Origin of the sequence: Amaricoccus sp. (assembly GCF_017995835.1) — a bacterium.
Lineage (GTDB): Bacteria > Pseudomonadota > Alphaproteobacteria > Rhodobacterales > Rhodobacteraceae > Amaricoccus.
The window spans coordinates 1-18,583 of record NZ_JAGOID010000016.1; the positions used below are offsets into that span (position 1 = coordinate 1).

At 69.6% G+C, this 18,583-nt stretch carries 14 protein-coding genes; 12 read left to right on the top strand and 2 right to left on the bottom strand.

The window, feature by feature from the left end; translation table 11 throughout:
- Nucleotides 1–155 precede the first annotated feature (155 nt).
- From KBA23_RS04435 to KBA23_RS04470, 8 genes are all read left to right on the top strand, one after another.
- Entirely contained in the window at nt 156–1,052 is an 897-nt protein-coding gene (locus KBA23_RS04435) for a carbohydrate ABC transporter permease (protein WP_290737171.1), read from the top strand.
- On the top strand, nt 1,052–1,981 hold the full coding sequence (locus KBA23_RS04440) for a carbohydrate ABC transporter permease (RefSeq protein ID WP_290737172.1): 930 nt from the start codon (nt 1,052–1,054) through the stop codon (nt 1,979–1,981). Before KBA23_RS04435 ends, KBA23_RS04440 begins: the two co-directional genes overlap by 1 nt.
- Before the next feature lie 158 nt (nt 1,982–2,139).
- A complete protein-coding gene (gene ugpC, locus KBA23_RS04445) occupies nt 2,140–3,252 on the top strand; it encodes a sn-glycerol-3-phosphate ABC transporter ATP-binding protein UgpC (RefSeq protein ID WP_290737173.1) in 1,113 nt (370 codons plus the stop codon).
- Nucleotides 3,252–4,733, top strand: coding sequence for a GMC family oxidoreductase (locus KBA23_RS04450; RefSeq protein ID WP_290737174.1), 1,482 nt, complete (start codon nt 3,252–3,254; stop codon nt 4,731–4,733). Before ugpC ends, KBA23_RS04450 begins: the two co-directional genes overlap by 1 nt.
- The gene (locus KBA23_RS04455; protein WP_290737175.1) at nt 4,730–6,313 is read left to right on the top strand and encodes an FAD-dependent oxidoreductase; all 1,584 of its coding nucleotides are present in this window, start codon (nt 4,730–4,732) and stop codon (nt 6,311–6,313) included. Before KBA23_RS04450 ends, KBA23_RS04455 begins: the two co-directional genes overlap by 4 nt.
- A gap of 5 nt (nt 6,314–6,318) precedes the next feature.
- Nucleotides 6,319–7,332: a LacI family DNA-binding transcriptional regulator gene (locus KBA23_RS04460; protein ID WP_290737176.1), complete on the top strand. Its 1,014-nt coding sequence runs from the start codon at nt 6,319–6,321 to the stop codon at nt 7,330–7,332.
- Nucleotides 7,333–7,360: 28 nt separating this feature from the next.
- Nucleotides 7,361–9,427: an FAD-binding protein gene (locus KBA23_RS04465; protein ID WP_290737177.1), complete on the top strand. Its 2,067-nt coding sequence runs from the start codon at nt 7,361–7,363 to the stop codon at nt 9,425–9,427.
- Between the two features lie 184 nt (nt 9,428–9,611).
- Nucleotides 9,612–10,418, top strand: a complete 807-nt coding sequence (locus tag KBA23_RS04470; RefSeq protein ID WP_290737178.1) for a sulfite exporter TauE/SafE family protein — start codon at nt 9,612–9,614, stop codon at nt 10,416–10,418.
- Nucleotides 10,419–10,465: 47 nt separating this feature from the next.
- On the opposite strand, the gene KBA23_RS04475 is transcribed toward KBA23_RS04470, so the two are convergent.
- Both KBA23_RS04475 and gyrA read right to left on the bottom strand, forming a co-directional pair.
- Nucleotides 10,466–11,035 (bottom strand): Uma2 family endonuclease, encoded by a 570-nt coding sequence (locus KBA23_RS04475; protein ID WP_290737179.1) that lies wholly within the window; start codon nt 11,033–11,035, stop codon nt 10,466–10,468.
- Between the two features lie 98 nt (nt 11,036–11,133).
- Nucleotides 11,134–13,800: a DNA gyrase subunit A gene (gene gyrA, locus KBA23_RS04480; RefSeq protein WP_290737193.1), complete on the bottom strand. Its 2,667-nt coding sequence runs from the start codon at nt 13,798–13,800 to the stop codon at nt 11,134–11,136.
- A 331-nt stretch (nt 13,801–14,131) separates the two neighbouring features.
- Here gyrA and KBA23_RS04485 point away from each other — a divergent pair, with 331 nt between their 5' ends.
- The 4 genes from KBA23_RS04485 to KBA23_RS04500 all read left to right on the top strand — a co-directional run bounded on the left by KBA23_RS04485 (nt 14,132) and on the right by KBA23_RS04500 (nt 18,491).
- Nucleotides 14,132–15,229, top strand: coding sequence for a DUF5677 domain-containing protein (locus tag KBA23_RS04485; protein ID WP_290737180.1), 1,098 nt, complete (start codon nt 14,132–14,134; stop codon nt 15,227–15,229).
- A 174-nt stretch (nt 15,230–15,403) separates the two neighbouring features.
- A complete protein-coding gene (locus tag KBA23_RS04490; RefSeq protein WP_290737181.1) occupies nt 15,404–16,270 on the top strand; it encodes a ParB N-terminal domain-containing protein in 867 nt (288 codons plus the stop codon).
- A gap of 395 nt (nt 16,271–16,665) precedes the next feature.
- Nucleotides 16,666–17,871 (top strand): FAD-dependent oxidoreductase, encoded by a 1,206-nt coding sequence (locus KBA23_RS04495; RefSeq protein ID WP_290737182.1) that lies wholly within the window; start codon nt 16,666–16,668, stop codon nt 17,869–17,871.
- Nucleotides 17,872–18,017: 146 nt separating this feature from the next.
- A complete protein-coding gene (locus KBA23_RS04500) occupies nt 18,018–18,491 on the top strand; it encodes a VOC family protein (RefSeq protein ID WP_290737183.1) in 474 nt (157 codons plus the stop codon).
- The last annotated feature ends 92 nt before the right edge of the window (nt 18,492–18,583 follow it).

The following is an 18,583-nucleotide window of genomic DNA, read 5'->3' on the forward strand; positions in this document are numbered from 1 at the left end:
CGCCATGTACGACGTGGTCACCGCCCAGTTCAACGGCGAGTACGACAGCGCCACCGCGGCGCAGGAGCTCGTCTCCGCCGTCGAGATGGCGCAGTAGCGGGCCAAGCGGGGCGGGCGGCGCCGCCGCGCGCCTCCTCACCCCCGGGGGGACTTACATGGCACAGGCCGATACGCGCCGCGACGGTGTGGACTGGCTGCGCGACGCATTGCCGAAGCTGGTGCTGAGCCCGAGCTTCGCGATCGTGCTGGTCTTCGTCTACGGCTTCATCCTCTTCACCTTCGTGCTGTCGTTCACGGATTCGAAGATCCTGCCCTCGTTCGGCTGGGTCGGCTGGCAGAATTTCGAGCGATTGTTCGGGCTCCGGTCCTGGGGGATCGCGGTGAAGAACCTGCTGATCTTCGGGTCGCTCTACATCGTGATCTGCTGCGTCATCGGGCTCGCGCTGGCGATCCTGCTCGACCAGAAGATCCGCGCCGAGGGCTTCATCCGCACGGTCTACCTCTATCCGATGGCGCTCAGCTTCATCGTCACCGGCACGGCGTGGAAGTGGTTCCTCGATCCCGGCATCGGGCTCCAGGCGGTTGTGCGGTCCTGGGGCTGGGAGGGGTTCGTCTTCGAGTGGATCAAGGATCCGAAGATGGCGATCTACACCATCGTCATCGCCGCGGTCTGGCAGACCTCCGGTTTCGTCATGGCGATGTTCCTTGCGGGGCTGCGCGGCATCGACAACGAGGTGATGAAGGCGGCGCAGATCGACGGCGCCTCGACCTTCGCGCTCTATCGGCGGATCGTCATCCCGCAGCTTCGGCCCGCGTTCATGTCGGCCTTCGTGGTGCTCGCCCACATGGCGATCAAGTCCTACGACCTCGTGATCGCGCTGACGGGGGGCGGGCCGGGGACGGCGACCGAGCTGCCCGCGACGTTCATGTATTCCTACACCTTCACGCGGAACCAGATGGGCATCGGCGCGGCCTCGGCGGTGATCATGCTCATGTCGATCGCGGCGATCATGGTTCCGTTCATCTGGTCCGAACTCCGGGAGAAGAAGTGATGGCCACGGACTTCAGCGCCGAGGTCGGGCCCGTCGCGGCACGGCCATCCGGCACCCCCGGCTCCACCCAGGTGATCCAGACGGGCGGCGCCGCCCGGATCGGCATCTACTTCGTCCTCGTGCTCTTCTGCCTCTACTACCTGCTGCCGCTCTACGTGATGGCGGTGAACTCGCTGAAGCCCCTCTCCGAGATCCAGGCGGGCGGCATGATGTCGCTGCCGAAGGAGTGGACCGCCGCGCCATGGGCGAGCGCCTGGTCGACGGCGCAGATCGGCGTGGCGGCGACCGGTCTCAGGCCGTTCTTCCTCAACTCGATCATGATGGTCGTCCCCGCTGTCGCGATCTCGACGGTGCTCGGGGCGCTCAATGGTTATGTGCTGACCAAGTGGCGCTTCCGGGGCGACGTCTGGGTGTTCGGGCTGCTGCTCTTCGCCTGCTTCATCCCGTTCCAGATCGTGCTGATCCCGATGGCGCGGCTTCTCGGGCTGATGGGGCTCGCGGGCACGGTGCCGGGGCTGATCTTCGTGCATCTCGTCTACGGCATCGGCTTCTCGACGCTCTATTTCAAGAACTACTACCAGCAGTTCCCGACCGAGCTGGTGCGGGCCGCGCAGATCGACGGGGCGGGGTTCTTCACGATCTTCCGGCGCATCATGCTGCCGTCTTCGGGGCCGATCGCGGTGGTCTGCATCATCTGGCAATTCACCAACATCTGGAACGACTTCCTGTTCGGCGCCTCGTTCTCCGACTTCGACAGCCAGCCGATGACGGTGGCGCTCAACAACCTCGTCCAGTCCTCGACGGGGGTGAAGGAATACAACGTGCATTTCGCCGGGGCGATCATGGCCGCCCTTCCCACCCTCCTCGTCTATGTCGTCGCCGGCCGGTACTTCGTGCGGGGGCTGATGGCCGGGTCGGTCAAGGGGTGAGCGGAAATGGGAGATACATCAATGGTTAACGGCGACTTCTTCGATGCGCAACGCATGCACGACCCATGCACGACGCATATGCACAGGAAAACGCTCAGGATTGAGTCGTTAACGCCGGCCGGCGCGGCGGCGCGCGGTTTCGGGCAGGGAGACGGATGATGGGCTTTCTCGACATCCAGCGCGCCACCAAGTCCTACGGCTCGGTCAAGGTGCTGCACGAGACCGACATCTCCATCGAGGAGGGCGAGTTCCTCGTGCTCGTCGGTCCCTCGGGCTGCGGCAAGTCGACGCTGCTCAACATGATCGCCGGGCTCGAGGAGGTGACGAGCGGCGACATCCGCATCAAGGGCCGCTCGATGAACGGCGTCCGCCCGGCGGAGCGCAACATCGCCATGGTGTTCCAGAGCTATGCGCTCTACCCGAACATGAACGTGGCGCAGAACATCTCGTTCGGCATGGAGATGCATGGCGTGCCCCGGCCCGAGCGCGAGAGGAAGGTGGCGCAGGTCGCCGAGCTATTGCAGATCGGGCGCCTGCTCGACCGCAAGCCCGGGCAGCTCTCCGGCGGCCAGCGGCAGCGCGTGGCGATGGGGAGGGCGCTGGTGCGCGACCCGGACGTGTTCCTGTTCGACGAGCCCTTGTCCAACCTCGACGCCAAGCTGCGCGTCGACATGCGCACCGAGATCAAGAAGCTGCACCAGAAGCTCAAGACCACGATCGTCTACGTCACCCACGACCAGATCGAGGCGCTGACGCTGTCGACCCGGATCGCGGTGATGTTCGGCGGGCACGTCCAGCAGCTCGGCACGCCGAAGGAGATCTACGACACGCCCGCCAACATGTTCGTGGCCGGGTTCATGGGCTCGCCGTCGATGAACCTCTTTGCTGCGCGCGTGGCGGCGCAGGACGGCCGGGCGATCGCCGTGACGCGGCGCGCGGACGGCTCCGAGGTTGCGCTGCCCTTCCCGGAGGGCGGCGCTCTCGCGGCGCAGGTGGGACGGGAGATCGTGCTCGGCCTGCGGCCGGAGGCGATCACCGACCGCGACGGGGCGGACCGCCACAGCCGCGCCGTGCATGTCGTCGAGTCGCCCGTGGACATCACCGAGCCGGCGGGATCGGACACGTTCGTGGTGACGCATCTCGGCGGCAAGGAGGTCACCGGCCGTTTCCGCGCCGACGTGGACGTGTCGCCGGGACAGGTCTTTCCCTTCGCGATCAACATGGAGAAGGCGGTGGCCTTCGATCCCAAGACCGAGATGCGGATCGCGTGATGAGCGCCGGCCCGGACATCGCCATCATCGGCTCCGGGATCGGCGGCGCCACCGCCGCGGCGGCGCTGGCGCCATCCGGGCGGCGGATCGTCATCCTCGAGCGCGGCGAGCGGCTGGGCGACAGCCAGGAGGCGCGGGATGCCGAGGCGATCTTCGGCCGCGGGCATTTCCGCCCGCACGAGCAATGGCTCACGCCGTCGGGCGAGGTTTTCAACCCCGGCAACTACTACTACGTCGGCGGCAACTCCAAGCTCTACGGCGCGGTGCTGATCCGCTACCGGGCCGAGGATTTCCGACCCCTCCGCCATCTCGGCGGCACGACGCCGGGCTGGCCGATCGCCTACGAGGAGCTCGAGCCCTGGTACCAGCGCGCCGAGGAGATGTACCGGGTGCGCGGCGCGATCGGCGAGGATCCGACCGAGCCGCCGCATTCCGGAGTCTATCCCTTCCCGCCGGTTCCTGACGAGCCCGCCATCGCCGATCTGCGGACGCGGCTGCTGAGGGCGGGCATGCGGCCGGCCTCGCTGCCGCTCGGGCTCGATCTCGACGCCTGGCTGAAGCGGGCCGCGACGCCCTGGGACGCCTATCCCGACACGACCGGCGCCAAGAGCGACGCGGAGAGCGTCGGGATCGCCGCGGCGCTGGCGCATCCCAACGTCACGCTGGAGACCGGCGCGCTGGTCACGCGGCTCGCGGCCGGGGCGGACGGACGGATCGCGGCGGTCGAGTATGCGCAAGGCGGACAGGCGCGGCGGCTGGAGCCGGGCCTGACGGTGCTCGCCGCCGGCGCGGTCAATTCGGCGGCGCTGCTCCTGCGCTCAGGGCTCGCCAACCGGTCCGACCAGGTCGGCCGGAACTTCATGAACCACAACGCCTCGGCGGTGCTGGCGGTGAGCCCGTTCCGGCGTAACGGCTCGGTCTATCAGAAGACGCTCTACATGAACGACTTCTACCTGACCGGCGGCAAGGACGGGACGCCGCTCGGCAACGTCCAGCTGCTCGGCAAGATCTCCGGCCCGATCCTCGCGGCGGCGGGCGGCGTGCCGCGCCCCGTGGCGGGCTGGCTCGCCGTCCATGCGATCGACCTCTACGCGATGAGCGAGGATCTGCCCGACCCTTCGAGCCGCGTGACGGTGGCGGGCGAGCGGATCGTGCTCGACTGGCGGCGGTCGAACTGGGAGGCCCACGAGGCGCTGGTGGCGAAGCTGAAGGCGGTCCTGAGGCGGGCCGGGTTCCCGGTGGTGCTGTCGAAGCCGTTCGACCGGCGCACGCCCTCGCATCAATGCGGCACGGCGCGGATGGGGCGGGATCCGGCGACGAGCGTGGTGGACGTGTTCTGTCGCGCCCACGACCACCCGAACCTGTTCGTCGTGGACGCGAGCTTCCTGCCCACATCGGCGGCGGTGAACCCGGCGCTGACCATCGCCGCGCAGGCGCTGCGCTCGGCGGACCACATCATCGGCAAGGATCTGGCGGGGTGACGGCAAAGGGTTACGACTATGTCATCGTCGGGGGCGGCTCGGCGGGGTGCGTGCTGGCGGCGCGGCTGAGCGAGGATCCGGCGGCGCGGGTGCTGTTGCTCGAGGCCGGGGGAACCGACCGGCATCCGTTCTACCACCTGCCGGCGGGCTTCGCGAAGATGACCAAGGGCATCGGCTCGTGGGGCTGGCAGACCGTGCCGCAGCGGCACATGGACGGCATGGTCATCCGCTACACCCAAGGGAAGGTGATCGGCGGCGGCTCGGCGATCAACGCCCAGATCTACACGCGCGGCAATGCGCTCGACTACGACGAGTGGCGGCAGATGGGCTGCGAGGGGTGGTCCTACGAGGAGGTGCTGCCCTATTTCCGCAAGGCCGAGGACAACGACACCTGGGAGAACCGCTGGCACGGCAAGGGCGGCCCCCTTGGCGTGTCGAAGCCCAGCGCGCCGCTGCCGATCTGCGAGGCGTACTTCGCGGCCGCCGCCGCGCTCGGCATCCCGCGCAACGACGACATGACCGGCGAGACGCAGGAGGGCGCGGGCTACTACCAGCTGACCCAGCGCAACGCCCGGCGGGCATCGACGGCGATGGCGTATCTGGCGCCGAACCGCGGGCGGGCGAACCTGACGGTGCGGACGGGCGCGCAGGTGCGGCGCATCGTCGTGGAAAGCGGCCGGGCGGTCGGGGTCGAGCTGATGGACGGCGGCCGGATCAACGCCGGCCGGGAAGTGATCCTTTCCGCCGGCGCGATCGGCTCGCCGCGGATGCTGATGCTGTCGGGGATCGGGCCGGCGGAGCATCTGGCGGAGGTCGGGGTGACGCCGGTTCTCGACCAACCGGGCGTGGGGTCGAACTTCCAGGATCATCTCGACCTTTTCGTCATCGCCGAGGTGACGGGGCCGCACACCTATGACCGCTATGCGAAGCCGTGGTGGTCGGCGGTGGCGGGCTTGCAGTACCTCGCCACGCGCAAGGGGCCGGTGGCGTCGAGCCTCTTCGAGACCGGGGGGTTCTGGTACGCCGACAAGGGCGCGCGCTCGCCCGACATCCAGCTGCATCTCGGGCTGGGGTCGGGGATCGAGGCGGGCGTGGCGGCGATGCCGAACGGGGGGGTGACGCTCAACTCCGCCTACCTGCGGCCGCGGTCGCGGGGGACGGTTCGCCTCGCCAGCGCCGATCCGGCGGCGGCGCCGCTGATCGATCCGAACTACTGGGAGGACAGCCACGACCGCGAGATGTCGATCCGCGGGCTGAAGCTCGCGCAGGAGATCATGGCGCAGGCCGCGCTGAAGCCCTTCGTGCTGGCGGAGCGGCTGCCGGGGCCCGAGGTGCGGACGGACGAGGACTATTTCCGCTTCGCCTGCCGGCATTCCAAGACCGACCATCACCCCGCCGGCACCTGCCGGATGGGCTCGGACCCGGCGGCGGTGGTCGATCCGCGGCTGCGGCTCAACGGCATCGCGGGGTTGCGGGTGGTCGACGCATCGGTGATGCCGACCGTGGTGTCGTCCAACACCAATGCGGCGACGATCATGATCGCGGAAAAGGCCGCCGACATGATCCGCGCGGACGCCTGATCGCGATGTCGCGGCGGCCGACAATCGTCGACGTGGCGCGGGAGGCGGGGGTGTCGAAGTCCACCGTCTCCAACGTGCTGCAGGGCAGCGTCGCCGTGCGGCCGCAGACCCGCGCGCTGGTCGACAAGGCCATGGAGGCGCTCGGCTATGTCTACAACCGCGCCGCCGCCAACCTCCGCGGCGCCGACGTCGGACTTGTCGGGCTCGTCATCAACGACCTGAGGAACCCGTTCTTCACCGAGTTCGCGGCCAGCGCGCAGATGACCTTCGCCGAGCGCGGCTACGCCACGGTGATCGCCAACACCGACGAGGATGCGGGCATGCAGGCGCAGGTGATCGCCTCGATGATCGAGCACGGGGTGTCGGGTTTCCTGATCTCGCCCGCCTATGTCGAAGAGACCGAGGGGCTCGAGGCGGTGCGGCGCGCCGGGCTGCCGGCGATGCAGGTGCTGCGGCGGATCGACCCGCGGACGGAGGCCTTTCCCTTCGCCTCGCTCGACTACGGGACGGGCGGGAGGCTCGCGACCGAGCACCTGCTCGGGCTCGGGCTCCGTCGCGTCGCCTTCGTCGGCGGGCTGGAGAACCGGCCGGTGACCGAGGAGCGCATGGCGGGCTATCGCGTGGCGATGGCGGCGGCGGGGCTGCCGACGGTGGCGCTTCACGGGCGGCCGACCCGCGCCTTCGGGCGCGAGACGGCGCTGGAGCTCCGCGCCGCGCGGCCCGACATCGAGGGCGCGGTGTGTTTCTCGGATCTCGTGGCGCTCGGGATGCTCGCCGGGCTCGCGCAGGCCGGGGTGCGGGTCGGCGCCGAGTTCCGCCTCGTCGGCTTCGACGACATCGAGGAATGCGCGCTGACCTGGCCGCAACTCTCCTCCGTGCGCTGCGACGTCGCCCGCTTCGGTCGCGAGGCGGCCGAGGCGATGCTCGCCTGGCTCGAGGAGGGTCTGCGGCCGCCGGCCGTGCGCCTCGCGCCGGTCGAGCTGATCGTTCGCGCCTCCAGCGCCGGGCTTCCGGCGTGATCCCGCGTCAGGACAGGAAGGGCCGCCCGTGACCGTCGACGTTCCCCAAGGCATCCTCGACGCGCTGACCGATGTCGACATGCCGCGACTCCCGCCGGTGCGGCCGGCGGCGGAGACCGTCGCGGTCCACGGGATCACGATCCCCGTCCACCGCTGCGGCTGTGTCGTGGTCGGGAGCGGCGCGGCGGGGCTGCGGGTCGCGGTCGAGCTGAAGCGGCGCGGCGGCGACGTCGCGGTGATCAGCCAGAGCGCCTGGGGCGGCACCTCGGCCTGCTCGGGCTCGGACAAGCAGACGCTGCACACCGCCAACACCGCCGATCGCGGCGACGACCTGAAGGCGATGGCGCGCGCCATCCGCGCCGGGGGCGCGATGGACGAGGACACCGCCTATGTCGAGGCGGTCGGCTCGTCGCGCGCCATGGCCTCGCTGCAATATCTCGGCCTGCCGCTGCCGCAGGACCGGCTCGGCGGCACGTTGCGCTACCAGACCGACCACGACGAGGTCGGCCGCGCCACCAGTTGCGGGCCGCGGACCTCACGGCTGATGGTCAGGGTGTTGGCCGAGGAGGCGATCCGCCTCGGCGTGCCGATCCACAACCACACGACCGCCGTCGGGATCCTGACCGAGGACGGTCGCGCCTGCGGCGTGCTCGCGATGCGTCCGAAGGAGAGTCGGCCGGAGAACCCGCTCGGGTTTGCTGCGTTCCTCGCGCCGGCGCTGGTGCTGGCCGCCGGGGGGCCGGGCGAGCTCTATCGCGACAGCGTCTATCCGAACGGCTGCTTCGGCTCGCTCGGCCTCGCGCTCGACGCCGGGATCGAGCTCGTCAACCTGACCGAGAGCCAGTTCGGCATCGGCACCCGCCGCGAGGCCTTTCCGTGGAACCTCTCCGGCACCTATGTGCAGGCGTTGCCGCACATCTACGCCGTGGGGGCGGACGGAGCGGAGCGGCATTTCCTCGCCGACTACTACCGCACGACGCGCGAGCTCGCCTCGAACGTGTTCCGCAAGGGCTACCAGTGGCCGTTTCACGCCACGCGGATGCTGGATTTCGGGTCCAGCCTCGTCGACCTCGCGATCTTTCGCGAGACGCAGGCCGGGCGGCGGGTGTTGATGGACTTCAACCGCAATCCGCTGCCGGCCGGCGACGGCGCGACCTTCGACCTTGCGGATCTCGACGACGACGTGCGGGCCTATCTCGGCGCCGCCGGGGCGGGGCAGGGGACGCCGATCGCGCGGCTTGCCCACATGAACCCGCTCGCGATCGAGCTCTACCGTCGATATAAGGTCGACATCGCCGCCGCGCCGCTGGAGTTCGCCGTGAACAACCAGCACATGAACGGCGGGATCGCCGTCGATGTCTGGGGCCGCACGAGCCTCGCCGGGTGCTACGCCGTCGGCGAGGCGGCCGGCACCCATGGCGTGACCCGGCCCGGCGGCGCGGCGCTCAACGCCGGACAGGTGTTCGGGACGCGGGTCGCCGAGCACGTGGCGGCGCGCGGGGCGGCCCGCGCGCCCGCGGCCGGGGCGGCGCAGGGGCCGGTCGCGGCGGCGGCGGCGCGGGCGCTGGGGGCGCTCCGCGCGGCAAGCCCGCTCGGGATCGCGGCGGTGCGGGCCGAGGTGCAGGCGCGGATGAGCGACCGCGCCGGGCCGTTCTGCGACGCGGCCGGCGTGGGCGAGGCGCTGGCAGAGGCGCGCGCGCTCAACGCCCTGATCCGCGCCGAGGGCCTCGCCCACGGCCGCCCGGCCGAGGCGGCGCGGGCGCTGCAATGGCGCCAGACCGCGCTCGCCTCGGAGGCGGTGCTGGCGGCGCTCGACCACTACGTCCGCGCCGGCGGCGGCAGCCGGGGGGCGCGGGCGATCTGCGCGCCGGACGGCGAGGGGGTGCCGCAAGGGGCCGGGGGGCCGCTCGACGCGTTCCGTTTCCGGACCGAGCGGGCCGCGGATCGGGAGGGGCAGATCGTGGTCCGGTGGGACGGGGAGGCGATGCGGGTGTCGGTCCGGCCGAACCGGCGCTTCGACGAGGAGGCCCGGTCGTTCTTCGAACGGGACTGGCCGGACTGGCTGACCGGCAGAATCCACGGCGGCGACGGGTAGGGCGGCATCCGGCTGGAATTGCGGGGAAAATCCTGGCTGTAATGCGGCTGGAATCGGGCTGGAATCGGGCTTGCCAGTCTTTTACGGGGGGTTAACGGGAGCGGGTCGCGCGGAGACCGGTTTCATCAAACCCGCCCCGCTTCGAACGCTTTCATTCTGAACGAGTTCGTGACACCTGTCCGACATGAGCATCGCCGATCGTCGGCCCGCCCGCCACAACCTCCCTGCCGCCTTTGCCGGGGGCGCCATCATAGGAACGCTCGGCGGCTTGATCGGCCTCGGTGGGGCCGAGTTCCGGCTTCCTCTCCTGATCGGACCCTTCCGCTTTGCGGCGCTGGAGGCCGTCATCCTGAACAAGGCCATGAGCCTCGTCGTGGTGGCGACGGCGCTGCCATTCCGGGCGGGGACCGTCCCGTTCGGGGAGATTGCGGCGCACTGGCCCATCCTGGCGAACCTGCTGGCCGGAAGCCTCGCCGGAGCGTGGGCGGGGGCGGGCTGGGCGACCCGCCTCAAATCCGAAACGCTCTACAAGGTCATCGCCGCGTTGCTCGTCGTGATAGCGAGCGTTCTGGTTTTCGGGCACGACGCCTCTGCCTCGCGTCCGTTGCTGGACGGCCCGGCGCAGATGGCGGCGGGGGTCATCGCCGGATTCGGAATCGGCGTCGTGGCTTCTCTCATGGGAGTCGCCGGGGGCGAACTGCTGATTCCGACGCTGGTGCTGCTGTTCGGCGCCGACGTGAAGCTTGCGGGATCATTGTCGCTCGCGATCAGCCTCCCCACGATGCTGGTAGGCTTCGCCCGGTACAGCCGTGACCAGAGCTTTGCGGTCCTCGGCAGGACCAGAGGGTTCCTGTTCGTCATGGCCGCCGGTTCCATCGCCGGAACCTTCGTCGGAGGCATGCTGCTCGGACTTATCCCGAGTGGCGTCCTGCTCCCCGGTCTGGCGCTGATCCTGCTTGTCTCGGCGGCAAAGATCTGGCGACACAAATAGACCTGCCGGCCGGATTGCCGGTTATCAGCGCGGCCCGTGGCGGGACGTTACTCCGGCCACAGCGCCGACAAGGGAAAGGTGATCGCATCGAAGGGCGGGACGCTCGCCTCGTCGGCGTCCTTCAAGGCGGCGACGAGGACCCAGGCGCCGTCGCGCAGTGCGAAGGCTTCCAGCGTGCGGGGTTTCGGGTCGACGAGCCAGAGATGGGCGAGGCCGTGGCGGGCGTAGGCGGCGCGCTTGTCGGTCAGGTCGAAGCTGCGCGTGCCAGGGCTCAGGATCTCGCAGGCCCAGTCGGGGACGAGGTCGGCCCAAGGCGCGTCGGGAGGGGTCGGCATCCGCTCGCGGCGCCAGCCGGCAAGGTCGGGGACGAGCACGTCGTCGCCGAGGTGCAGTTCGGGCTCGGCAAGGATCCACCAGCCGCCGGGGCCGCCGCGACCGCGCCAGAACGGGCCGCCGATCTCGATGCCGAGGGCCGAGGCGGCGACGGCGTGGGGCAGCGCCGGGCGGGGGTGGAGGTGGAGCGCGCCCGCGACGATCTCGGCCACCATGTGCGGCGGCGCGTCGAGGACGTCCCGATACGTGGCCGGGGCAGGAGGGCGCTTGGCGTGCTCGTTCATCGCGGACCCCGTGTCTCGCCTCGGGTGAGCATAGCTTCCTTCGGGCGGGAGGTCACGCGGCGGACGCGGCGGGCGAACCGATCGGCCGGAGGCGGCCCTCACCCCTCCTCTTCGCCGCTTTCCGCCACCACCAGCGCCACCGAGACCACGCGCTCGTCGGGAGCGGTGTTGAAGACGCGCACGCCGCCGGCGGAGCGGGAGCGGAAGGAGATGTCGGCGACGGGGACGCGGATCGACTGGCCGGCGTCGGTGGCGAGCATGATCTCGGCGTCCTGCTCGACCGGGAAGAGCGTCACGAGCGGGCCGCCGCGCATGGCCCTGTCGATCGCCGCGACGCCCTGGCCGCCGCGGCCGCGGACCGGGTAGTCGTGGGAGGACGAGAGCTTGCCCATGCCGCGCTCGGTGACGGTCAGCAGCAGATCCTCGGCCTCGGACATCTCGACGTAGCGGGACTGGCCGAGCTCGAAGGCGCCGGCGGCGGCCTCCTCCTCGTCGTCGGCGTCGGCGGCCTCGGGCTCGTCCTCGGGGGCGCCGGCGACGGCGCGGCGCATCTTCAGGTAGGCGGCGCGTTCGTCCGGGGTGGCCTCGAAGTGGCGGATGACGCCCATTGAGACGACCTCGTCGCCGCTCCCGAGGCGGATGCCGCGGACGCCGGTCGAGTCGCGGCCCTTGAAGACGCGCACGTCGGGGACGGGGAAGCGGATGGCGCGGCCGGCCTTGGTGGTCAGCATCACGTCGTCGTCCTCGGAGCAGATCCGGGCGGCGATCAGGCGGACCCCGTCGGGGAGCTTCATGGCGATCTTGCCGTTGCGCATGACGTTGGTGAAGTCGTCGAGCGCGTTGCGGCGCACGTCGCCGTCGGAGGTGGCGAACATGATCTGGAGCGAGGCCCATTCCTCCTCCGGCACGTCGACCGGCATGATCGCGGCGATGGAGACGCCCTGGGGGATCGGCAGGATGTTGACGATGGCCTTGCCGCGGGTGTTGCGGCCGCCGAGCGGCAGGCGCCAGGTCTTGAGCGTGTAGACCATGCCCGCGGTGGTGAAGAACAGGAGCGCCGTGTGGGTGTTGGCGACGAAGAGGGTGGTGACGAAATCCTCGTCCTTGGTCGCCATCCCTTGCGTGCCCTTGCCGCCGCGGCGCTGGGCCCGGTATTCGGAGAGGGGCGTGCGCTTGATGTAGCCGCCGGCGGTGACGGTGACGGCCATCTCCTCGCGCTCGATCAGGTCCTCGTCGTCGAGGTCGGCGTCCCAGTCGACGATCTCGGAGCGGCGGGGGACGGCGAAGAGTTCGCGCACCTCGCGCAATTCGTCCGAGATGATCGCCATGATGCGGGCGCGCGAGCGCAGGATGTCGAGGTAGTCGGTGATCCTGCCGGCGAGCTCGGCGAGCTCGTCGGTGACTTCCTTGACGCCGAGCGCGGTCAGGCGCTGGAGCCGCAGCTCGAGGATGGCGCGGGCCTGGATCTCGGAGAGGTTGTAGGTGCCGTCCTCGTTGATGGTGTGGGAGGGGTCGTCGATCAGGCGGATGTAGTCGGCGATGTCGGAGGCGGGCCAGCGGCGGGTCATCAGCCGCTCGCGCGCCTCGGCCGGGTCGGCGGAGGCGCGGATGGTGGCGACCACCTCGTCGACGTTGGAGACGGCGACGGCGAGGCCGCAGAGGATGTGGGCGCGTTCGCGCGCCTTGCGCAGCTCGTAGGCGGTGCGGCGGGCGACCACCTCCTCGCGGAAGGCGACGAAGTGGACGAGGAAGTCGCGGAGCGTCAGTTGCAGCGGGCGGCCGCCGTGCAGCGCCAGCATGTTGCAGCCGAACGAGGTTTGCAGCGGCGTGAAGCGGAAGAGCTGGTTCAGGACGACGTCGGGGGTGGCGTCGCGGCGCAGCTCGATGACGACGCGGACGCCGAAGCGGTCGGATTCGTCCTGCACATGGGCGATGCCCTCGATCTTGCGGTCGCGGGCAAGCTCGGCGATGCGCTCGATCATCGTCGCCTTGTTCACCTGGTAGGGGATCTCGGAGACGATGATGGCGGTGCGGCCGCCGCGGACCTCCTCGATGCGGGTGCGGGCGCGGACGATCACCGAGCCGCGGCCCTCGTGGTAGGCCTTGCGCGCGCCGGAGCGGCCGAGGATCAGCGCGCCGGTGGGGAAGTCGGGGGCGGGGACGAACTCCATCAGCTCGGCGACGGAGAGGTCGGGTTTCCCGATCAGCGCCAGCGTGGCGTCGATCACCTCGCCGAGGTTGTGGGGCGGGATGTTGGTCGCCATGCCGACGGCGATGCCGCCGGCGCCGTTGACCAGCATGTTGGGGAAGCGCGCCGGCAGGACGGTCGGCTCCATGTCCTTGCCGTCGTAGTTCGGCTGGAAGTCGACGGTGTCCTTGTCGATGTCGGCGAGGAGGTAGCCGGCGGCCTTGGCCATCCGCACCTCGGTGTAGCGCATCGCCGCCGGCTTGTCGCCGTCCATCGAGCCGAAGTTGCCCTGCCCGTCGAGGAGCATGAGCGACATCGAGAAGTCCTGCGCCATGCGGACGAGCGCGTCGTAGATCGACTGGTCGCCGTGGGGATGGTACTTGCCCATCACGTCGCCGACGGGGCGCGCGGACTTGCGATAGGGCTTGTCGAAGGTGTTGCCGGTCTCGCCCATCGCGAAGAGGATGCGCCGGTGCACGGGCTTCAGGCCGTCGCGCAGGTCCGGGATGGCGCGGGCGACGATCACGCTCATGGCGTAGTCGAGGTAGGAGGCCTTCATCTCGGCCTCGATCGCCACGCCGGGGCCGGTGGGCGCGGCGCGCGGCGTCTCGGGATCGTCGTCTTCGGGCGTGTCGGTCAAGGGGAGGGCCTTCGGTGGGGCGGGTCTTTCTCTATAGGCGGCGGGGGGGCGGGAGGCAAGGGGCTAACACGCGTGATAGCGGGGTTAAGTCGTTGCTTTTACGCTAGAATCTCCGGGCGTTAGGGCTTCGATAGGGTTTGTTGGCGGAATCTGGTGGACACGCGGAGGTTCCTCTACGACGGGCGTCGGCGTCAGGTAGCGGCCCGAAGGGCAACTTTCGATCATTCGACCGAGTTGTCGGACCAGCCCCTTCGTGCTTGCAGTTCTGATGACGCTCGACCAAGTTCAACGAAAATTACCTTTCGGAGGCGAAATACGCGTGAAGGAGCATGTATCCCTTTTCGGAAGATTTCTCGATACGGCATTAGAGGCAATCGACTACTCTAAAGTTCCAGAGGATAAGGTCGCCGATGTTGTGAGTGACCTGCTAGAGACGAGCCCCTCTGAGCTTCTAGCTCTCCTTAAGAAGGAGGCGCCGAAGATGCTGGAGGTCGAACGCAAAGCGAGAGTGGATTTCGGACATAATAACTATGCACGATGGAGAGAACCATTAGACTTGCTTGAGATGCTCTGGAAGATGAGCCAAGAGCTGGGGGAAAACCACGCACATGGGGGTCCAAGGGATGGCGATACCGTTGTTTTTGATACGTTAGCTCATCTGCAGCCGAAGGCTTTGCTTGTTGCGAGTGAGATCATGTGCCTTCTGAGGGGAGGATTTGCCGACGGCGCGCTTACCAGATGGCGCTCCTTGCATGAGATTGTCGTTGTCGCGATGTTTATTGCCAAGCATGGATACAAGGCGGCATTCCCGTACCGTCTCAGCGTCTGGTTCTCGAACTCAAGACGAGCGGCCAACTACAATAAGTATGCTGGTCGATCAGGTCTCCGGCCTATAGGGGCTGAAGAGCTTGCTGAAATCCAAGCCATGCGGAATACCGCCGAGCAAGAACTCGGTAGGGTTCTAAAAAATGACTGGGACTGGGCGGCGGATACGCTCGGCAACAAGCAGCCAAGCTTCACGGACATCGAGAACGACGTCGGAATGGATCATTGGAGGCCGCGCTTCAAGTGGGCTTGTCAGCACGTTCATGCTGGTTTCGTTCTTCCCAATAAGTTACTAGGCATGACTGAGGCCAAGAAGTTCGTATTTCAGGTCGGATCGAGCAATTCTGGTCTGGTCGATCCAATCCACATGACTGCGATTTCTTTGATGCAGATGACCATCACGTCCCTTTTCTTCCCGGATTCCGATTTCGACCGGGTCGTTTATGGAAAGGTTATGCAAGCACTTGTTGGTGAAATTGGTGACGCCGCAATGACGGTCAAGTCGGGAACACTTGGTGGAGTGGAGAAGGGGCATTCCTAACTTAGGCTGCGTCCGTCCAGTCCGCCACTGGCGCCGAGCGGACGTGCCGGCCCGCTCTCGGACAACGTCAATGAACCGCGAACGCGCCTTTCTCCCGTCGCGCAACATTCGCCATACCTCATGCATCCTCCCGCGCGCGCATGCGCGCATTCGCACATTCTGCGGAGGGATGGCATGGACGACAGGGTGGAGCTGGTCTCGCTCGACGACATTGACGACGCGGCGGTTCCGCGGGAGCGGACCGGGCTCGAGGCGGAGGCGTTCGAGGAGCTGAAGGCGTCGATCCTGCGCTCGGGGCTGCGGATGCCGGTGGAGTTGTTTGCGCTGGCCGAGGGGGAAGGGGCGCGGTTCGGGATCGTGTCGGGGTTCCGGCGGGTCACGGCGTTCCGGGCGCTCAGGGAGATGGGGCTGGAGCGGTTCGGGGCGGTGCCGGCCTTCGTGCGGCCGGCGCGGGCGCTGGCCGAGACGCTGGCGGCGATGGTGGAGGAGAACGCCGTGAGGGCCGATCTGTCGGCCTGGGAGCAGGGGCGCATCGCGCTGGTGGCGCGGGATCTCGGGGCCTATGCGACCATCGAGGCGGCGGTGGAGGGGCTCTATCCGGGCGCGAGCCAGATGAAGCGGTCGCGGCTGCGGGCGCTGGCGCGGCTGGTCGAGGGCTTCGACGGGGCGATGGCCGCGCCGGAGACGCTGTCGCTGCGGCAGGCGCTCCGGCTCGCGGGCGCGGTGCGGGACGGGTTCGGCGAGGTGATGGCGACGGCGCTGGAGCAGTCGAGCCTGAAGGACCCGCAGACGCAGTGGGCGCTGGTCCTGCCCTATCTCGACGAGGCCGAGCGGGCGGGGGCGAAGGGCGCGTCGGGGCCGGCGGCGGGCGGCGGGGCGCCGCGGCGGCCGATCCGGGTGGCGCGGCCGCGGGCGGGGCTGGTGATCCGTCGCGAGATGGTCCGCGACGGCTGGGCGCTGCACTTCACCGGCAAGGAGGCGCGGAGCGCGCTGATGGACCGGGTGTTCGAGGAGATCGAGGACATCTTCGCGCCGCGGTGATCGGGCGGCGGGACCGCGCGTCGGGCTCGATGTGGGCGTCGCTTGCGCCTCCCTGCGGGCGACGGCGGGGGGGGGGCAGGGTAGACGGGTCGCTCTGCGAGGTGATCCGGGCGACCCGCCCGAACGTGGCGGTCCGGGGGAGCGGGGACACCGGGGATCCGCCCGCTCGACGGGACCGTCCGTCGCCGGCTTCGGCGGCGCCGATCAAACTGCCGGTCGGGCGGGGTCGAGGCTGGAGTTTCCGCCGCTGGTGGCGATAACCTGCGTCGCCGACGACGGCGCAAGGCCGGCGCGGAGGCGAGCGAGGGCGACAAGGTGATGCGGACGGCCGGCAGCAACGACACCGACGGCGCAATCGGCGCATGCGGCGGCCGGGCGATGCCCGGGGCGCGGCCATGACGCCCGGGCGGGTGGTCATCGTCGGCGCCGGGCAGGGCGGCTTTCAGGCCGCGGCCAGCCTGCGCCAGGACGGCTTCGCCGGCCGGATCACGCTGATCGGCGACGAGCCGGGCCTGCCCTATCAGCGGCCGCCGCTGTCCAAGGCCTACATGAAGGACGGCGAGGCCGACCGGCTGCTCATGAAGCCCGCGGCCTTCTACGAGCGCAGCGAGATCGACTACCGCGCGGCGACGCGGGCGGTGGAGATCGACCGAGCGGCGGGCCGGGTGCTGACCGCGGACGGCGGCGCGCACGCTTACGACCATCTGATCCTCGCCACCGGGGCGCGCAACTTCCTGCCGCCGATCGCCGGGCTCGACGCGGCGGGCGTGCACGGGCTCCGGACGCTCGCCGACGCCGCCGACCTCCGGGCGCGGATCGCGGATGGCGGCAGCGCCGTCGTCATCGGCGGCGGCTTCATCGGCCTCGAGTTCGCGGCGGTGGCGCGGGCGGCCGGCGTCGACGTCACCGTGCTGGAGGCCGCCGGGCGGCTGATGGGCCGGGTGGTCTCGCCGGAGGTCTCGGCGCATTTCCTCGCGCTGCACGAGGCGATGGGCACGCGGGTGCTGCTCGACGCCCGGGCCGAGGCGGTGGAGCCGGGGGCGGTTCTGCTCGCCGACGGCCGGCGCATCGAGGCCGGGATGATCCTGCTCGCCGCCGGCGTGCGGCCGAACGCCGAGCTGGCGGCGGAGGCCGGGCTCGCGGTCGCCAACGGCGTCGTCGTCAGCGACCGGCTGCTGACCGACGACCCGGCGATCTCGGCGCTCGGCGACTGCGCCTGTTTCCCGCTGGCCGGCGGCCGCCGGGTGCGGCTCGAGTCGGTGCAGGCCGCCGTCGATCACGCCCGCCACATCGCCCGCCGCCTGGCCGACCTCGAGGACGCGCCTTATGGGGCGGTCGCCTGGTTCTGGAGCGATCAGGGCGAGCACAAATTGCAGATCGCCGGGCTTGCGCTCGACGCGGATCGCCACGTGGCAGCGCCGTCGCCGCCGGGCAGGCTCATCGTGCTCAGTCTCGCGGGCGACCGGCTGGTGGCGGTCGAGACGGTCAACGCGCCGGGCCCGCACATGGCGACGCGCAAGCTCCTGGCCGCGGGCCGGCCGGTCACGCTCGCCGAGATCGAGGCGGCGGATTTCGATCTGCTGCGGCTGGCCAAGGGGTAGGGGGCCGCCGCTGCGAAGAACGGCGGGACCATGGCGCCGATTGACAGGATACCAACCGGTCGGTATGTTCCATGAAGGAGGGCGTCATGTCCGCGATCGACGGCGCGCCAAGCCAGTTCGCTACCCGGCATGAAAGGAGAAGAACGATGACCAGCTCCATTCGCACCAGCCTGTGGTTCCGCGACGGACGCGGTGAGGAGGCGGCCGCGTTCTATTGCGCGCTGATCCCCGGCAGCCGGGTCGAGCGCAGCTTTACCGGCGATGCCGGCATGGGGACGTTCACGGTGATCGACTTCAGCCTCGGCGGCGTGCCCTACCAGATCCTCGACGCCGGCCCGCATTTCACCCTGACCGAGGCGGTGTCGATCTCGGTCGAGACGCCGGATCAGGCGGAAACCGACCGGATCTGGACCGCGCTCACCGCCGATGGCGGGGAGGAAGGCGTCTGCGGCTGGCTGAAAGACCGCTTCGGCCTGTTCTGGCAGGTGTTTCCGAAGCGGCTGACCGAGCTGACGCTGCACGCGGACAAGGCCATATCGGCCAGGGCGATGGCGGCGATGATGAAACAGAAGAAGATCGACATCGCGGCGATCGAGGCGGCGGTGAAGGAACTCGCCTGAACCGGGCTCCGTGCGGGGCGCCGGCGCGGCGCCTTCCACGCTTCCATCGCAGCAGCGAAAGCACGACGCCGGACGGCCGGCGCGGGGAGTCA